We start from the raw sequence: 13,483 nt of genomic DNA, 5'->3' as shown, positions 1-13,483 counted from the left end.
CTTTTGCCGTTTTGACCGGCAGCCGTCCGGCCGAACGTTCCATATCGCCACAGCGTCCGCGGCTGATCGCCATTTGGCACATCAATTCCCATACCGGGAAGCTTGAGTGCTTTTGGACGACGGAAAGCGGGCCTTTCCTTGATGAGGATGGCAGCCGTCGCGCGGCCTAAACCGTTCCTTCCGAAAGAAGTACCTGTGGCGTCGCTATGCGGCGCCTACGTCGCACCCTGACTAAAAATTCCTGTTTTCAAAGGGTTATCACATGGTTTTCCTTGCTAACGATCGACGCGGGCGTAGTGCCGTCGCTGCGTTGGCGGGTGCGCGTATCCTGCCGAATGGCTATGATCTCGCCGCATTCGCTTTCATTGCCGCTGCCGCCTATCTCGCACTTCATGGTATAGCCGAGATGCGCGCGCCGCTGGCTGGCCTGTCCACGGCACCGCTGTCGCTCGACCCGGCCTATCTGCCCGAATACGCCCTGCGCACGACTTTGCGGATGATGGCGGCCATCATCGCCTCCCTCATTTTCACCTTCGTCGTCGCGACGCTTGCCGCAAAGAGCCGCCGCGCCGAGAAGATCATCATTCCGGCCCTCGACATTCTGCAATCGGTGCCGGTGCTCGGCTTTCTGACCTTCACGGTGACCTTCTTCATGGGGCTTTTCCCCGGAAGTCAGCTCGGCGCAGAATGTGCGTCGATCTTCGCGATCTTCACCAGCCAGGCATGGAATATGGCTTTCTCCTTCTATCAGTCGCTGCGGACGGTTCCGCGTGACCTCGATGAGGTCAGCCGTGGATTTCGCCTGTCGAGCTGGCAACGTTTCTGGCGGCTGGAGGCTCCCTTTGCGGCGCCCGGTCTCGTCTGGAACACGATGATGTCGATGTCCGGCGGCTGGTTCTTCGTGGTTGCATCCGAAGCGATCACGGTGGGTAACACCACCGTGCAGCTTCCAGGTCTGGGTTCGTGGCTGGCGGTTGCCATCGACAAGCAGGATTTCGCTGCCGTAGGCTGGGCCGTACTTGCCATGGCAGTCGTCATCCTTCTTTACGACCAGCTGCTTTTCCGCCCGATCGTCGCCTGGGCAGACAAGTTCCGCTTCGAGCAGACGGCCGGACAGCGGAAGCCGCGTTCCTGGGTCTATTCGCTGATCCGCCGCACGCGACTCCTGAAATATGTGACCACACCTTTGGCCGCTGCGTGGGGTCGGTTGATGCTCCTGCGGTTGCCACCGACGTCGCGAGCCGTCGCAAGAGAGCGCGGCGGGCAGCGAGCCGTCAGCTGGGCTATCGACATCGCCTGGTATGCGCTGATCGCCGTCATTGGTGTCTGGAGTATCGGGGATGCGGTTTCCTATCTCAGCCAGACGCTCTCCTTGGCTGATGTCTGGATTGCTTTTGCCGTTGGGTTCGTGACGCTCATTCGCGTTGTCGTTCTCATTGCAGTCGCCAGCGTCATCTGGGTTCCAATCGGCGTCTGGATCGGCTTGCGTCCAGCTGTTGCCGAGCGCGTCCAGCCTCTGGCGCAGTTCCTGGCGGCCTTTCCGGCCAACGTACTCTTTCCCGTTGCAGTGGTTGCGATCGTTGCGACGGGCGCCAGTCCGAACATCTGGCTGTCGCCGCTGATGGTCCTCGGCACGCAATGGTACATCCTGTTCAACGTGATTGCCGGCGCGAGTGCATTCCCTACCGATCTGCGGGAGGTATCCTCGGTTTACCGGCTGCGCTCGTGGACCTGGTGGCGGCGAGTGATGTTGCCGGGGATATTCCCTTACTACGTCACGGGAGCGCTGACCGCTTCCGGCGGTTCCTGGAACGCCAGCATCGTCGCTGAACTGGCGAGCTGGGGCAACACGAAACTCGAAGCCTTCGGACTTGGATCATACATCGCGAGGGCGACTGAGGCGGGCGATTTTCCGCGCGTCATCCTTGGTATCGTCGTCATGTCGATCTTCGTGACGCTCTTCAACAGAACGCTCTGGCGGCCGCTTTACGTCTTCGCCGAACGCCGCATGCGCCTCGATTAATTCAAGATCGGAGAACCGAATATGGAAAACGCTGTCATCTCCAGGAAGCTCGATATTGTAAAGAATGCACCGCTGGTTCTCGCCAAGCAGGTGTGCCAGGCTTACGACAAAGGAGCTTCCGGCTCGCTCGTCGTTCTCGAAAATGTCGATCTTCAGCTCTATTCCAATGAAATCGTTGGGCTGCTCGGCCGCTCCGGTTCCGGCAAATCAACGCTGCTGCGTGCAATCGCCGGCCTGATCCGCCCGAGCAAAGGGGACATCACCTTCCAAGGCAGGCCGGTCGTCGGCCCCAACCCCGATGTTGCCGTGGTCTTCCAGAGCTTTGCGCTCTTTCCCTGGCTGACCGTCCTCCGAAACGTCGAGCTTGGCTTGGAGGCGCAAGGTGTTGCCTCTTCTGAGAGGCGCAAGCGTGCGCTCGCTGCAATCGATCTCATCGGCCTAGACGGTTTCGAAAGCGCCTATCCGAAGGAGCTGTCGGGCGGCATGCGCCAGCGCGTCGGCCTTGCGCGTGCGCTCGTCGTCCGGCCGAAGGTTTTGCTGATGGATGAACCCTTTTCTGCGCTCGACGTACTGACGGCAGAAACGCTTCGCACGGATCTCCTTGATCTGTGGTGCGAGGGCCGCATGCCGATCGAGTCGGTTCTCATGGTGACACACAATATCGAAGAAGCGGTGCTGATGTGCGACCGTATCCTGATCTTCGGATCGAATCCCGGCCGCGTGATTGCGGAGATCCATGTGGATTTGCCGCAGCCGCGCAATCGTCTCGATCCGGCCTTCCGCATGCTCGTCGAAGACATCTACGCGCGGATGACGGTAAAGACCGATGCGCCGTCGCGCGAAGGCCTTTTCCCCGGCACGGGTATTGCCATGGCGCTTCCGCGCGTGTCGACCAACCTCATGTCCGGTCTCATCGAAACGGTCGCCGCCGAACCGTATCGCGGGCAGGCCGACCTGCCGCCGCTGGCGGCGCATCTGCATCTCGATATCGATGATCTCTTTCCGGTCGCGGAAACGCTTCAGCTCCTGCGTTTCGCTGATCTGGAAGGAGGCGACATTAAGTTGACGGCGCCGGGCTTGCGCTTCTTCGACAGCGACGTCGATGAACGCAAGAAACTCTTCGAACAGCACCTAGCGACCTATGTGCCGCTGGCTGCACATATTCGCCGTGTGCTCGACGAACGGCCGACTCACCGCGCACCTGCACGGCGCTTCCGCGATGAGCTGGAGGATCACATGTCCGAGGATTATGCCGACACCACCATCAAGGCCGTCACGAACTGGGCTCGCTACGCGGAATACTTCGCCTATGACGAAAACGCCGATCTGTTCACGCTGGAAAACCCGAGTTGAAACCCCGCTGGAACGAACGCGAGAGGGCGCCGCCAGTTGAGGCGGCGATCAGCTCATGGCATTCCAGGATTTGACAGGCCGCCTAGCGGGGACTTAGCGCATCAGATCCGGCGGGTCGCCAGCTTTCTCGGCACCGGAGAACGCGGTTGTTGTTTTGATGCTTCGGTTCGGGCAGTTTGCAGCTTCCGCACGCAATCTTGCGGAAGCCGTAATGCAGGGATGCCAGAGATGAGGCGCGAGTTTTTGAAATACCTCTTCGAGATGCCCTTGCTTTGGCTCGGCATTGCTGTTCTTGCCGCTCTCATTTTCATCGGCGATACGATCACCGATCTGGAGATCGCCTTTGCCGTTTTGTATGTATCCGTCATCTTGCTGGCGGTCTATTCGGGGCGGACAGGCGCTATCGCGATAGTCGGGATTGCATGTGCTGCTTTGACTGTCATCAGCTATTTCCTGACGCGTCACGGCGCTTCGCAGGCGGGCCTGATCAACAGTACACTTAGCCTAGTCGCGATCGGCGCGACCACTTATCTGGCGATCAGGATCGAAATGCTTGATGCAAGGGCGAGGCAGGCGCAATCCGAGCTTGCACGCATGTCACGTCTCATGATCGTCGGTGAGTTGGGCACATCGATAGCCCACGAAGTCAGCCAGCCGATCACCGCAATTGCCGCTAACGGCAATGCCGCGCTTCGATGGCTGTCCGCAACACCGGCCGATCACGACGAAGCCCGCCGCGCTATCGAGCGAATTGTCGCGGATGCCGGGCGAGCAGGCGATGTCATCGGTCGTGTTCGCGGGCTCGTGGCGCGCTCGTCGCCCTCTAGCGACACGATCGATCTCGTCGAGGCTATCAATGATGTACTGGAACTCGTTCGCAGCGAGATTCGACGGAATAAAATCCTGTTCCGCTCGGAATTGGCGAGCGATCTACCATTGATGGCCGGCGACCGGGTCCAGCTGCAGCAGGTGATCCTCAATCTCGTCATGAATGCGATCGAAGCTCTGGCGGAGGTCGATGAGGAAACGCGCGAGCTGCTCGTCAGCGCAGCCGCGGACGAACGGAAGGTGACCGTCAGCGTGCGCGATACCGGCAGCGGCATGCCGGCCGAAAGGCTCGACAGGATATTCGATGCCTTCTACACGACCAAGCCGAAGGGCATGGGGATGGGGCTTGCCATCAGCCGATCCATTATCGAAGCGCATGGCGGGACCATCTATGCCGCGCCGAATTTTCCACGCGGAGCCGTCTTCGGTTTTACCTTGCCGCTGAACGGAAGGGCAAAGGGGTAGGGCATGCAAGGACAGCAGCCGACCGTTTACGTGATCGACGACGATCCATCCGTGCGCGATGGGCTGGACAGCCTATTACGCTCCGTCGGCTACGATACGCGTGCCTTTGCATCGCCGCGGAATTTCCTGGCTTCTTCTCGGTCTGAGGGGCCAGCCTGCATCGTGCTCGATGTCAGGATGCCGGATGCGAGCGGTCTTGATTTTCAGGATGAGCTTGCGCGTATGGGATATGCAATCCCGATCATTTTTCTCACCGGGCACGGCGACGTGCCGATGTCCGTCAGGGCGATGAAAGCGGGGGCGGTGGAGTTTCTCTTGAAGCCGTTCCGTGAGCAGGATCTCCTCGATGCAATCAGGCAAGCGCTCGAAATCGATCGCATCCGGCTGCGCAAGCAGGCGGCGGAAATCGATCTTCATGAGCGATTTTCGACACTCACGCCACGTGAACGCGAGGTGATGGCGCTCGTCGCACGAGGTCTCCTCAACAAGCAGATCGCTGCCGAGATCGGCCTCAGTGAAATCACCGTCAAGGTTCATCGAGGTCAGGCGATGCGCAAGATGCGCGCCGACTCCGTCGCCGACCTCATTCGGATGGCCGATAATCTCGGCCTCACGAACGATAAAGCCAGCGATACGACGCCCGGGCTTCGTTAGTCTTGCTGCACTCGCCCCCAGTCGCGAGGATCTCATGGCTTACGAATGCGGTGTTGCCACGTGGGTTAGTTCAATCCCGCGGAATCGTTGGCGTTCCCTGGTGAAAAATCATCTGCCATCGCCCATCGATACGCTGCCAAATCGAACTCCGTAAAGTATGCCGCTCCGGACTGCTCTCTCCGGCCCGCCGGACGCTTCTGTAGGTGACGAGGACAGCATCTGGGGAGATCGATCGAAAGGCATAGTCGCGGGAAATAACGGGAGGGGCGGCTTCTTCCCTCTTTTCTGCGGCCAGACCGGCGATCAGGTCATCCCTATCGTCGTAAACCGTACCGGAACTGCCAAATTCAACGAAGCCTTTGGCCAGCAATTCCTCCACGACTGCCGGCGACCGTCGTATTTCCGGGAGATGTAGCTTCTGCTCCAGCAGGCGGATCTCTTCAAGCTCGTGCTGGGGAACGTTCATTGTTTCAGCGACCTCCGGTGAATATCGATGTTTGTATGTCGCGGACCTCAGTATGTCCCGAGTGCTTCCAGTTTTCTCTCCCGCTCGAACTTGTGATTTTGATCATAGTCAGCTTCTCTAGATTGCTCCAACGCAGAGACGAAAAGTTCGGCGGCGTGACGACCCGCCTGTGTTCTGTCGTCTTCGATGACCGTTGCTATCCGCCGGAATAATTCGGACTCGAAGCTGCCTGCATTGTTCGAGGCATTCGGCCGTGACAGTCTTGCACCACCATCCAGTCTGATTGCCGACACATAGAACTCGTCCTCGTAATCGGCTCCTGCCGAGGTCAGCTCAGCACGCCCGTATAACAGCAACCCGGTTTCCCAACGATCGCATAGGCGGATACTAAGCTCATCAAACGAATATTCGCAGGAGAATTCTGAAGCGTACATCATCATTCTCCCACCCTGGCGATCGACGATAGTTCGGCAACGCCGGCGCCCCTCACGGCATCTGCCGGTATGATTATGAAAGCATTCGGCTGTCTCGGCATGAATGACATTCTCCTTCGATGGCCTTGCGGCTTTTCCAATTGTTGCAATTGGCCTGTCCGGTTTCGCTAACTTCGGACGAGATCCTGCTCTTGCCCGGGCTCATTCCATTCAGGGCCAACGGCTCTTCTCGGTGAAGTTGCCATTCAACATGATATATGTCAACATAATTTATGTTTACCGCGCGACTCAAATAGAAAATTGGTTTTATTTGCGTGCGATATGACCGCAGATCCGGCCGATGATCGTCAAGCGGTCCAATTCGACGGTAAAAGTTTCCAGTGCCGGATTGTCGGAGATGATCTTGACTTCGCTTGGCCGGCTAAAGGGAACTCGCTGCAAGCGCTTGATCTGCGGCTCCGTATAACCGTCGCTGATCGCATAGACCGTATCGGTGGTCATTTGGTTCTGTGAGAGATCGACGATGACGCGATCGCCGGGCATGTAGGTCGGCTGCATGGAATCGCCGACAACTTCCATGATGATCGTGTGGCTCGGGGAAGCCTTGGCCTCGTTTCGCAGATAGCCGGTGGGGATCAGCCATTCTGCGACGATCTTATGCCCGGCGACATTGCCTGAGCCGACGGGGAGGTTTATGACTTCGCCGACGACGCCGCTACCGGCGCCGAGCTTGACGTCCACTTCCGGTGTTGCGCCTTCGATCTGCGGCTTCCAGTGTTCCCGGCTATAGCTGAGCTCTTCGCCGCTCTCGGCAAATCCATCGTGATCCTGCTCGTCGGGATCGAAGGACATGACAATGTTTGGCGCCGGACGTGCGGTTTTGCGCAGACCTTCGCCAGTGAGAAGATAAGCCGCGGTCGTGCCGAATTTCTTGGCATAGCGATTGGCGACTTCGGCGCTGAATTCGTTCTGACCGTTTTCATGCGCGCGATAGGTGGACAAGCTCACGCCCAGCGCTTCTGCCGCCTTCGTGGCTGATGGATAATTTGCGGCTTCGCGCGCCGCTCTTAGTCGTTCGCCCATGGATTTCTGCATCTTTTGACCCTTGCAAAATTTCCGACATAAATCATGTTGACAACGTCATTGTTATCAACATAATTTGTGTTTATCAAGGTGCCCGTGGCGCAAAACGCTGTTTGGCGGGTGAGCGGCCCGGCGCAGTACGCGACCGACAATGTTTTGGAGGTGAAGTTATGATCATAGGCAATGGGAACAGGAGGACAGTGTCGCAGGCTGGATATTTCGATCGCTTTTGGGGGTGCCCCGGATGCCTCCGAATTCTATCGATCGCGGAGATCATCGAGCTGCATTGTGAGAGTTGTGATGTAGCCGTCGAGCCTGCGGAAATGACGAAGATCGGGTCTTTTTCCGAAGCAGCTGGTCAGGAGGCGCAGCCATGATCGAAATGCTTCAGGGTCTTCTAGCCTGTATCGGCGCGGCGTTGTTTTTTGTCGCTATGGTGATCGCGATAAAGTCGGTCACTTGGAAATCGCCAATGAGATCCCTTGAAGATGAGGACTTCGGTGCTCCGGAGGGAGACCAAATTCATTTCCGCATTGCCGAAGACCCCACGCTTGCGCCCAAAGAGCCGGCACGGCCGGCGGAACTGCGCAGGCGGTAGGCGGGCACCCAAACGTCAAAACCCAATCGAAAACTCTAGAGATAGACCTGGCCAAGCGAGCCGGGGGAGGTTGCTATGAACGAATTTCAAATCGGAACAGAAGCCGTTGCCGGCGGCCATCTCGGCTGGATTCGCAAGGTTCACCGAGCGACAAATGAGGTCCTGCGGGATAGGAGAGGTGAACCGATCGTCTTTGCGACGCAAGATGCTGCCAAGGCTGCAGCCGGCGAGGCGATGGTTGCTTATCTCAACACGCCGATGCTCCGAGATGGGGCGAGGGTGGAAGCGATTTCCAAGGCGGAAGCCTTCTTCAAACCCAAATCGGCCAGCGCTACCGCCACGATTGGAAGCGCTTAGTGAGCTGCCCATGGATGGGAGAGGCAACAAATTCGCCGACGAAAGGAGTTGAACTGTCATGACCAAAGGCAGGCTGGATCTTATTCTCGATGGGCTCGGTATCAAGCTGGTTCCCGTCCATCGGCGCCGCGCACCGGCGGAGAGCCACGCGCGCGGTACGATGCAGGAAATCCGGGGCCGCTACGGGGACGGTCATCTGGTCTTTGTTCTGCGATGCATCCGACAAACCGGGAGCAATCGCGATGAACTCTGGTCGGACACGATTGGCGCCATATCCGATGTCCTGGCGCAGCGCCAGGATTGGGCGCTGCAGCGTCCAGGTGATCTCTTGGGTGCCTTCGATGATATCGCGCTTGCCACATTGCGCACGGATGCAGTGGCGCGGCGGCCGTGGCCCGTTCGGGCGACATTGCGAACGCTGATTTATCAGGAATTGGAGAAACGACTTGATGCACCCGTCCGCCTTGCAGTTTGACGACCTGTCCCGTCGCGCGGCTGAGATTGCCGACCTGAGCCTGATCGTCCGTGCACGTTTCGTCGAAGCTGCCGATACGATGGTTCATCTCGACGTGCGCGGCATCCGGCCCGACAGGATGCGGACACTTTGGCCGGAGGTTTTGCCCGAACCGATGGATCACGCCGATATCCGCATTCGCTATCGGCCGAGTGCTGCAGCCATCAGTCGGGCAGAGGAGGTTTTGCTGGAATGGCTCCGGGTTCACGTCCAGGATGAGGAGCGGCGCATTCTGCTTTCGCGATGGTCCATTTGTCTTGCCGCGCCCTATATTGCTGGTTCGTTTCGGGATTTTTGCGCGCGGACCGGGCGCGTACGGCGCACGGCCGAACGGCGTATTCACAGCAAGTTCCAGAAGTTGGCCGATGTACTTCTCGCTGCCTCACCGATGCTTCAGGAACCGGATTGGTCGCGCATATCGCCAATGATGCCGAATGCGCCTGGCGGTCTCGACCGGGCAAGGCCGAAGGCACTCAAACATGAAACACATTGGCTGCCGGACGATGCGCGGCCAGTTTTCGACGCGGCAAGCCCGGAACTTGCCGAACTGGCCAAGCGACTGGAACGCGGGAATCGTAGGCGCGCCAAGATGAAAGTCTGAGCCGTCGCACTGATGCGGTCCGAACCCGCGATCATTGTGATGCACCAATATCTCCGATTGGTGACTTTGTTCAATCAAGCGCAAAAACGCCGGCGGGGCGAGTCTTTGCAGTGATCTCGCCAAAATCTGGGACCGTGTATTCTGCCAAGAGCCGGAGACGCGATGTCGGCAGATGAACTCGCCAGGGATCACCGATCAGAATCATGATTTCCCGAGCCAGGCAGCGGTCCAGAAATGCGATGACGCTCTCCGCAAGCGCTGCCTCATAGAAAAGATCCCCGACGCATATGACGTCGACGTCAGGCGGTTCGCTTTTCGTCAGGTCGGCGAGTACCGTATCGATCGTCACATCATTGAGCGCGGCATTGAGCTCGATAGCTGCGATTGCATAGGGATCAATGTCGGCGCCATATACCTTCGCTGCGCCTGCCTTTGCAGCGGCAACCCCGACAATTCCCGAGCCGGCGCCCAGATCTAATACGCGGCGACCAGCCACACTTTCCGGCCTATCAAGAAGATAACGGGCGAGAGCCAGACCTCCTCCCCAGTAATGCGCCCAGTACGGTGAGCCGAATTGCGAATCTTGTTCTGCGAGGTGTCGCAGCCCGCTTTGTGGATCTGCTTTATGCAGGCAAATATCGGGGATACCTGGAACATGCATGACCGGGAGATTGGCGGCGATGAACCGCCGAAGCCAATCCTGGCTCATGGGATCATCCGAACTGCTGTTTCGTCTTGCCGAGATTCCTGTCGGCCGGCCTTTGCGCATCTTGAGTATTTTCGCGAATTGAGGGCTAGATCGTTTAGTTCGTCGGACTGGAGAATCCGATATTTACGGGGAATTTCAATTGGTTATTTGTAGCCCTCGTCAAAATCCTTATTCCTTGCGCGCTGATCGGCCTTCAAGGGTGTCGCCAACTCAGCCGAAATGGGGTATCTATTTTGGCATGATGAGAACAGTTGCAGCGACGCACTGTTGACCGCAAGCGATGTTTTAAGCCGCTTGTTTTCTTTCAAAATTCCATCGGAAATCATGAAGCATGACCAATGCCGACAAGCCAGTCGCGCCGCGCAAACCGCGTGCGCGCCGTCGCAAGGCCGTTTCCGTCGAAGATACGCCGCTTGATTACATGCTGAAAGTGATGCGCGACGACGAAGCGGACCAGAAGCGGCGCGATGAAATGGCGAAGATTGCCGCATCCTATGTTCATCAGAAACCTAGCGAGCGCTCCGGCGCCGGGGCCAAGGAAGGCCGCGGCGTCACCATCGATCTAACCAATGCCACGGATGAGCAGCTTGCAATACTCGAATCTCTCTTCGGTCCGCTTGCCGGATCCGGCGACGATGATCGCAGCGATCAAAGAGGAGAAGGCGAGGCGGAGAGCTGAACGCGAGCAGATGGAGGTCGCAGCCCGGCTTACCATGGATGCCGAGCGCATTCGTGCCAGCTGCCAGTCTCTAACCGGCTTCGTGCGAGAGGCCTGGCATGTCGTCGAGCCCTCAGTCGACTATGTCCACGGCTGGCATATTGATGCTATCTGCCGACATCTTGAGGCGGTGACATCGGGTGACATTACCCGGCTGCTGATCAACGTTCCGCCGGGCACGATGAAATCGCTCCTGTGCGGTGTCTTTTGGCCGGCATGGGAATGGGGGCCAAAAGGCAAACCGCAACTGCGCTATCTCGGTGCCTCGTATTCGGAACATTACGCCACGCGCGACAATAGGCGCATGCGGGATCTCGTTGCCTCCGAATGGTATCAGACACTATGGGGCGATCGGGTCAGGCTGACAAGAACGGGCGAAATTGCTTTTGCCAATGGCTGCTTGGGCTCGCGGCAGGGTGTGCCGTTCTCCAGGTTGACGGGCGGCCGCGGCGATCGTGTCATCATCGACGATCCGCATTCCGTGGATGGGGCGGAATCGGAGGCCTAGCGCCTGTCCACGGTTCGCACCTTTCGCGAATCCGTCCCGACGCGGCTCAACGACCCTCAACGCTCGGCGATCGTTGTCGTGATGCAGCGGCTGCATGAGGCGGATGTCTCCGGGACGATCCTCGCGCTTGGCTCGGCTACGAACACCTGATGCTGCCGATGGAATTCGAGCCGGAGCGCCGATGCCGGACCTCGATCGGATTTGTCGATCCGAGGACATCCTTTTACGGCACGCTTGCCGCCGCCGATGCCTATTTCGCCGATCGTGCCAATACCAGCTGGGCCGCGGCCAGCGACGGCGATCGGCTGGCGGCGCTGGTGCGTGGATCGCAGGCTGTCGATAGCCTCTACGAGCCCAAATTCAGCGGGCGGCGAACCAGGGGCTATGATCAAGCCTTGTCTTGGCCTCGCAGCGCGGCGACGACGGTGAACGGTGAAGCGATCGCCGATGATGCATTGCCGCTGGCCGTAACTTACGCGGCCTATGAGGCGGCGGCGCTCGAGCTTGCGGAACCGGGCAGCCTCACGCCTGTTATCGTCGCGGCTCGCACGGTGAAGCGCGAGAAGGTGGGACCGCTGGAGACGGAGTATGCCGTTGCCGACACGAGTGGCGACATGATCGCCTCCGCAAGGCCGGTGCTGACCAAGCTTGATGGGCTGCTCTATCCACTCCTGCGCCCGGTACTCCCCGGCATTCTGGTGGTCTGATGGCTGCTTTCGATTACGACAGAGCGCGGGCGACGGCGGAGCGTTTGATCGGCAAGTTCGGCCAGAAGGGCAGTCTACGTCGCATCAACAATTCCGGCCCTGATTATGACCCCGTTCAGGCGAGCGAGGATTTTGCATGTTCATTCGTCGATCTCGATCAGAGCCAGATGCATGTGGCTGACACGCTGATCCAGCGTGGGGATCGCATGATCTATCTCTCGACCGAGGGGCTATCGATCACGCCGACATTGGCCGACAAGGTGCTGATCGGCGGCATCGAGCATGCGATCGTCGATATCCAACCGCTGTCGCCGGGCGGGACGGTCGTCTTTTGGCAGTTGCAGGTGCGGCGATGAAGGCGCTGGTGCGTTTCAAGACGATCCTGACGCTTTGGCTGCTGTCACGAGTCATCCTGCTGCTCAATCGGGTTTCGCCATTGCCGGGAATTGAGACGAGTGGCGGGACGAAGGCCGAATCCGGAACCGACAGACCTACGGTTCGGGCCCGTTACGGCCATCTCACCCTTTTGAATTTCGAGCGGCGTGGCTCCTCACCGGGCGACGCCGCCGATGACGCATAAGCTTATCAAGGGGCAATCGATATGGCTTCCTCTAATTTTTCCGCCGATATCGCCGCCTGGGCCGAGCGGACCAAGAAGCGCATGGAGGAGGTGGCGAACCTCTCTGCACAACGGCTAGCCGAGGCGATTGTCGAGGCAACGCCTGTGGCCTCCGGCGAACTTGTCAATTCCTTCCGGGTCTCCGCCCCGCCACGGGAAAGCAGGGACGCGGAGGGATCTGATGAAGGCCAGCCGGTCGATCTGGTCGGGCTCGGCGTGCCATTGGGCGGCATGATCCACATGGGCTTCACTGCGCCGCACGCCGCTGCCGTCGAATATGGCAAGGATGGGCAGGCAGGGCAGGGCATGGTGCGGCTTGCGGCGCGCCAATGGCCTGACATCGTCGAGCGCGCCGCGCGCGACACTGCCGACTGATCGCTCGAAATCTCAACAATCTAGACAAGGTGACGCATGGCGACGGCAACGGACGCTCTCATTCTGGTTGCGCTGCTGGACCATCTGGCAGCACTCCAATTCCAGCCGCCATTGCCGGTGGCGCAGCCGGGCATTGCCTTTCCCCCGGCGGGGCAAGAAAAGCCGGATAATTATCTGGCCGTCAGCTACCTGCCCAACCGTCCCCGGCAGGTAACGCTCGGCGACGATCCGCAGCAGAAGCTCGGGCTTCTGCAGGTTTCCGTCTATTGGAAGGCCGGCGGCGGGCTGATCAAGCCGCTCGATGCCGCCGGCCAGGTCATCGACCATTTCAACAACAAGACGCTGTTCGCCTCTGGCGTGAAGATCACGATCAGTGGCGAGCCGTGGGCCGCAGGCCCGATCCAAGAGGATGACCGGGTGCAGATACCGGTCACCATTCCCTACACCGCCTTTGAACCGGAGACATGATCC

19 protein-coding genes are annotated in these 13,483 nt (G+C 59.0%); 15 read left to right on the top strand and 4 right to left on the bottom strand.

From position 1 onward, the window contains the following. Window positions 1-262: 262 nt before the first annotated feature. The 4 genes from FHX05_RS04220 to FHX05_RS04205 all read left to right on the top strand — a co-directional run bounded on the left by FHX05_RS04220 (window position 263) and on the right by FHX05_RS04205 (window position 5,323). The gene (locus FHX05_RS04220; RefSeq protein ID WP_183870758.1) at window positions 263-2,023 is read left to right on the top strand and encodes an ABC transporter permease subunit; all 1,761 of its coding nucleotides are present in this window, start codon (window positions 263-265) and stop codon (window positions 2,021-2,023) included. A gap of 21 nt (window positions 2,024-2,044) precedes the next feature. Next, the gene (locus FHX05_RS04215; protein WP_112605078.1) at window positions 2,045-3,376 is read left to right on the top strand and encodes a nitrate/sulfonate/bicarbonate ABC transporter ATP-binding protein; all 1,332 of its coding nucleotides are present in this window, start codon (window positions 2,045-2,047) and stop codon (window positions 3,374-3,376) included. Window positions 3,377-3,604: 228 nt separating this feature from the next. Beyond that, window positions 3,605-4,669, top strand: coding sequence for an ATP-binding protein (locus FHX05_RS04210; protein WP_183870757.1), 1,065 nt, complete (start codon window positions 3,605-3,607; stop codon window positions 4,667-4,669). Between the two features lie 3 nt (window positions 4,670-4,672). Further along, window positions 4,673-5,323: a response regulator transcription factor gene (locus FHX05_RS04205; RefSeq protein ID WP_183870756.1), complete on the top strand. Its 651-nt coding sequence runs from the start codon at window positions 4,673-4,675 to the stop codon at window positions 5,321-5,323. Between the two features lie 70 nt (window positions 5,324-5,393). Here FHX05_RS04205 and FHX05_RS04200 read toward each other — a convergent pair whose 3' ends face one another. The 3 genes from FHX05_RS04200 to FHX05_RS04190 form a co-directional block, all read right to left on the bottom strand. After that, window positions 5,394-5,789, bottom strand: a complete 396-nt coding sequence (locus FHX05_RS04200; protein ID WP_183870755.1) for a DUF4440 domain-containing protein — start codon at window positions 5,787-5,789, stop codon at window positions 5,394-5,396. A gap of 47 nt (window positions 5,790-5,836) precedes the next feature. Continuing rightward, window positions 5,837-6,223: a hypothetical protein gene (locus tag FHX05_RS04195; RefSeq protein WP_246698838.1), complete on the bottom strand. Its 387-nt coding sequence runs from the start codon at window positions 6,221-6,223 to the stop codon at window positions 5,837-5,839. A 306-nt stretch (window positions 6,224-6,529) separates the two neighbouring features. Further along, window positions 6,530-7,318 carry a LexA family transcriptional regulator gene (locus tag FHX05_RS04190; protein ID WP_183709557.1) on the bottom strand — a complete coding sequence of 263 codons (789 nt, stop codon included), beginning with the start codon at window positions 7,316-7,318 and terminating at the stop codon, window positions 6,530-6,532. A gap of 361 nt (window positions 7,319-7,679) precedes the next feature. On the opposite strand from FHX05_RS04190, the gene FHX05_RS04185 reads away from it, so the two are divergent. The 4 genes from FHX05_RS04185 to FHX05_RS04170 all read left to right on the top strand — a co-directional run bounded on the left by FHX05_RS04185 (window position 7,680) and on the right by FHX05_RS04170 (window position 9,376). Beyond that, window positions 7,680-7,904, top strand: coding sequence for a hypothetical protein (locus tag FHX05_RS04185; protein ID WP_112605090.1), 225 nt, complete (start codon window positions 7,680-7,682; stop codon window positions 7,902-7,904). A gap of 75 nt (window positions 7,905-7,979) precedes the next feature. Beyond that, on the top strand, window positions 7,980-8,261 hold the full coding sequence (locus tag FHX05_RS04180; RefSeq protein WP_112399018.1) for a hypothetical protein: 282 nt from the start codon (window positions 7,980-7,982) through the stop codon (window positions 8,259-8,261). 58 nt (window positions 8,262-8,319) lie between these two features. After that, on the top strand, window positions 8,320-8,736 hold the full coding sequence (locus FHX05_RS04175; protein WP_112334391.1) for a hypothetical protein: 417 nt from the start codon (window positions 8,320-8,322) through the stop codon (window positions 8,734-8,736). Continuing rightward, window positions 8,711-9,376, top strand: coding sequence for a DUF6362 family protein (locus tag FHX05_RS04170; protein ID WP_183871183.1), 666 nt, complete (start codon window positions 8,711-8,713; stop codon window positions 9,374-9,376). The genes FHX05_RS04175 and FHX05_RS04170 overlap by 26 nt, the downstream gene beginning before the upstream one ends. Before the next feature lie 70 nt (window positions 9,377-9,446). Here FHX05_RS04170 and FHX05_RS04165 read toward each other — a convergent pair whose 3' ends face one another. Next, window positions 9,447-10,085 (bottom strand): 50S ribosomal protein L11 methyltransferase, encoded by a 639-nt coding sequence (locus FHX05_RS04165; RefSeq protein WP_183709558.1) that lies wholly within the window; start codon window positions 10,083-10,085, stop codon window positions 9,447-9,449. A 331-nt stretch (window positions 10,086-10,416) separates the two neighbouring features. Between FHX05_RS04165 and FHX05_RS04160 the strand changes: the two genes are divergently transcribed. From FHX05_RS04160 to FHX05_RS04130, 7 genes are all read left to right on the top strand, one after another. After that, window positions 10,417-10,764, top strand: coding sequence for a hypothetical protein (locus FHX05_RS04160; RefSeq protein ID WP_183709559.1), 348 nt, complete (start codon window positions 10,417-10,419; stop codon window positions 10,762-10,764). Then, window positions 10,721-11,311 carry a hypothetical protein gene (locus tag FHX05_RS04155; protein ID WP_183871211.1) on the top strand — a complete coding sequence of 197 codons (591 nt, stop codon included), beginning with the start codon at window positions 10,721-10,723 and terminating at the stop codon, window positions 11,309-11,311. Before FHX05_RS04160 ends, FHX05_RS04155 begins: the two co-directional genes overlap by 44 nt. Window positions 11,312-11,460: 149 nt before the next feature. Then, window positions 11,461-12,018: a DnaT-like ssDNA-binding protein gene (locus FHX05_RS04150; protein WP_246698837.1), complete on the top strand. Its 558-nt coding sequence runs from the start codon at window positions 11,461-11,463 to the stop codon at window positions 12,016-12,018. Further along, window positions 12,018-12,374: a hypothetical protein gene (locus FHX05_RS04145; protein WP_183870754.1), complete on the top strand. Its 357-nt coding sequence runs from the start codon at window positions 12,018-12,020 to the stop codon at window positions 12,372-12,374. Before FHX05_RS04150 ends, FHX05_RS04145 begins: the two co-directional genes overlap by 1 nt. Further along, entirely contained in the window at window positions 12,350-12,598 is a 249-nt protein-coding gene (locus tag FHX05_RS04140) for a hypothetical protein (RefSeq protein WP_246698836.1), read from the top strand. The genes FHX05_RS04145 and FHX05_RS04140 overlap by 25 nt, the downstream gene beginning before the upstream one ends. A 21-nt stretch (window positions 12,599-12,619) precedes the next feature. Then, window positions 12,620-13,012, top strand: a complete 393-nt coding sequence (locus FHX05_RS04135; protein ID WP_183870753.1) for an HK97 gp10 family phage protein — start codon at window positions 12,620-12,622, stop codon at window positions 13,010-13,012. Between the two features lie 36 nt (window positions 13,013-13,048). Further along, entirely contained in the window at window positions 13,049-13,480 is a 432-nt protein-coding gene (locus tag FHX05_RS04130) for a phage tail terminator-like protein (RefSeq protein WP_183870752.1), read from the top strand. Window positions 13,481-13,483: the final 3 nt, after the last annotated feature.

This window comes from Rhizobium sp. BK491 (assembly GCF_014194925.1).
Classification (GTDB): Bacteria; Pseudomonadota; Alphaproteobacteria; order Rhizobiales; family Rhizobiaceae; genus Rhizobium.
Note: the sequence above shows the minus strand (reverse complement) of the source record. Positions and strands in the feature narration are given on the sequence as shown.

Coding starts and splice junctions, on each gene's coding strand:
- FHX05_RS04195 (WP_246698838.1), bottom strand. CDS start 6,223: ATGTACGCTTCAGAATTCTCCTGCGAATATTCGTTTGATGAGCTTAGT.
- FHX05_RS04175 (WP_112334391.1), top strand. CDS start 8,320: ATGACCAAAGGCAGGCTGGATCTTATTCTCGATGGGCTCGGTATCAAG.
- FHX05_RS04190 (WP_183709557.1), bottom strand. CDS start 7,318: ATGCAGAAATCCATGGGCGAACGACTAAGAGCGGCGCGCGAAGCCGCA.
- FHX05_RS04200 (WP_183870755.1), bottom strand. CDS start 5,789: ATGAACGTTCCCCAGCACGAGCTTGAAGAGATCCGCCTGCTGGAGCAG.
- FHX05_RS04220 (WP_183870758.1), top strand. CDS start 263: ATGGTTTTCCTTGCTAACGATCGACGCGGGCGTAGTGCCGTCGCTGCG.
- FHX05_RS04145 (WP_183870754.1), top strand. CDS start 12,018: ATGGCTGCTTTCGATTACGACAGAGCGCGGGCGACGGCGGAGCGTTTG.
- FHX05_RS04185 (WP_112605090.1), top strand. CDS start 7,680: ATGATCGAAATGCTTCAGGGTCTTCTAGCCTGTATCGGCGCGGCGTTG.
- FHX05_RS04150 (WP_246698837.1), top strand. CDS start 11,461: ATGCTGCCGATGGAATTCGAGCCGGAGCGCCGATGCCGGACCTCGATC.
- FHX05_RS04165 (WP_183709558.1), bottom strand. CDS start 10,085: ATGAGCCAGGATTGGCTTCGGCGGTTCATCGCCGCCAATCTCCCGGTC.
- FHX05_RS04155 (WP_183871211.1), top strand. CDS start 10,721: ATGATCGCAGCGATCAAAGAGGAGAAGGCGAGGCGGAGAGCTGAACGC.
- FHX05_RS04180 (WP_112399018.1), top strand. CDS start 7,980: ATGAACGAATTTCAAATCGGAACAGAAGCCGTTGCCGGCGGCCATCTC.
- FHX05_RS04170 (WP_183871183.1), top strand. CDS start 8,711: ATGCACCCGTCCGCCTTGCAGTTTGACGACCTGTCCCGTCGCGCGGCT.
- FHX05_RS04135 (WP_183870753.1), top strand. CDS start 12,620: ATGGCTTCCTCTAATTTTTCCGCCGATATCGCCGCCTGGGCCGAGCGG.
- FHX05_RS04160 (WP_183709559.1), top strand. CDS start 10,417: ATGACCAATGCCGACAAGCCAGTCGCGCCGCGCAAACCGCGTGCGCGC.
- FHX05_RS04205 (WP_183870756.1), top strand. CDS start 4,673: ATGCAAGGACAGCAGCCGACCGTTTACGTGATCGACGACGATCCATCC.
- FHX05_RS04210 (WP_183870757.1), top strand. CDS start 3,605: ATGAGGCGCGAGTTTTTGAAATACCTCTTCGAGATGCCCTTGCTTTGG.
- FHX05_RS04215 (WP_112605078.1), top strand. CDS start 2,045: ATGGAAAACGCTGTCATCTCCAGGAAGCTCGATATTGTAAAGAATGCA.
- FHX05_RS04130 (WP_183870752.1), top strand. CDS start 13,049: ATGGCGACGGCAACGGACGCTCTCATTCTGGTTGCGCTGCTGGACCAT.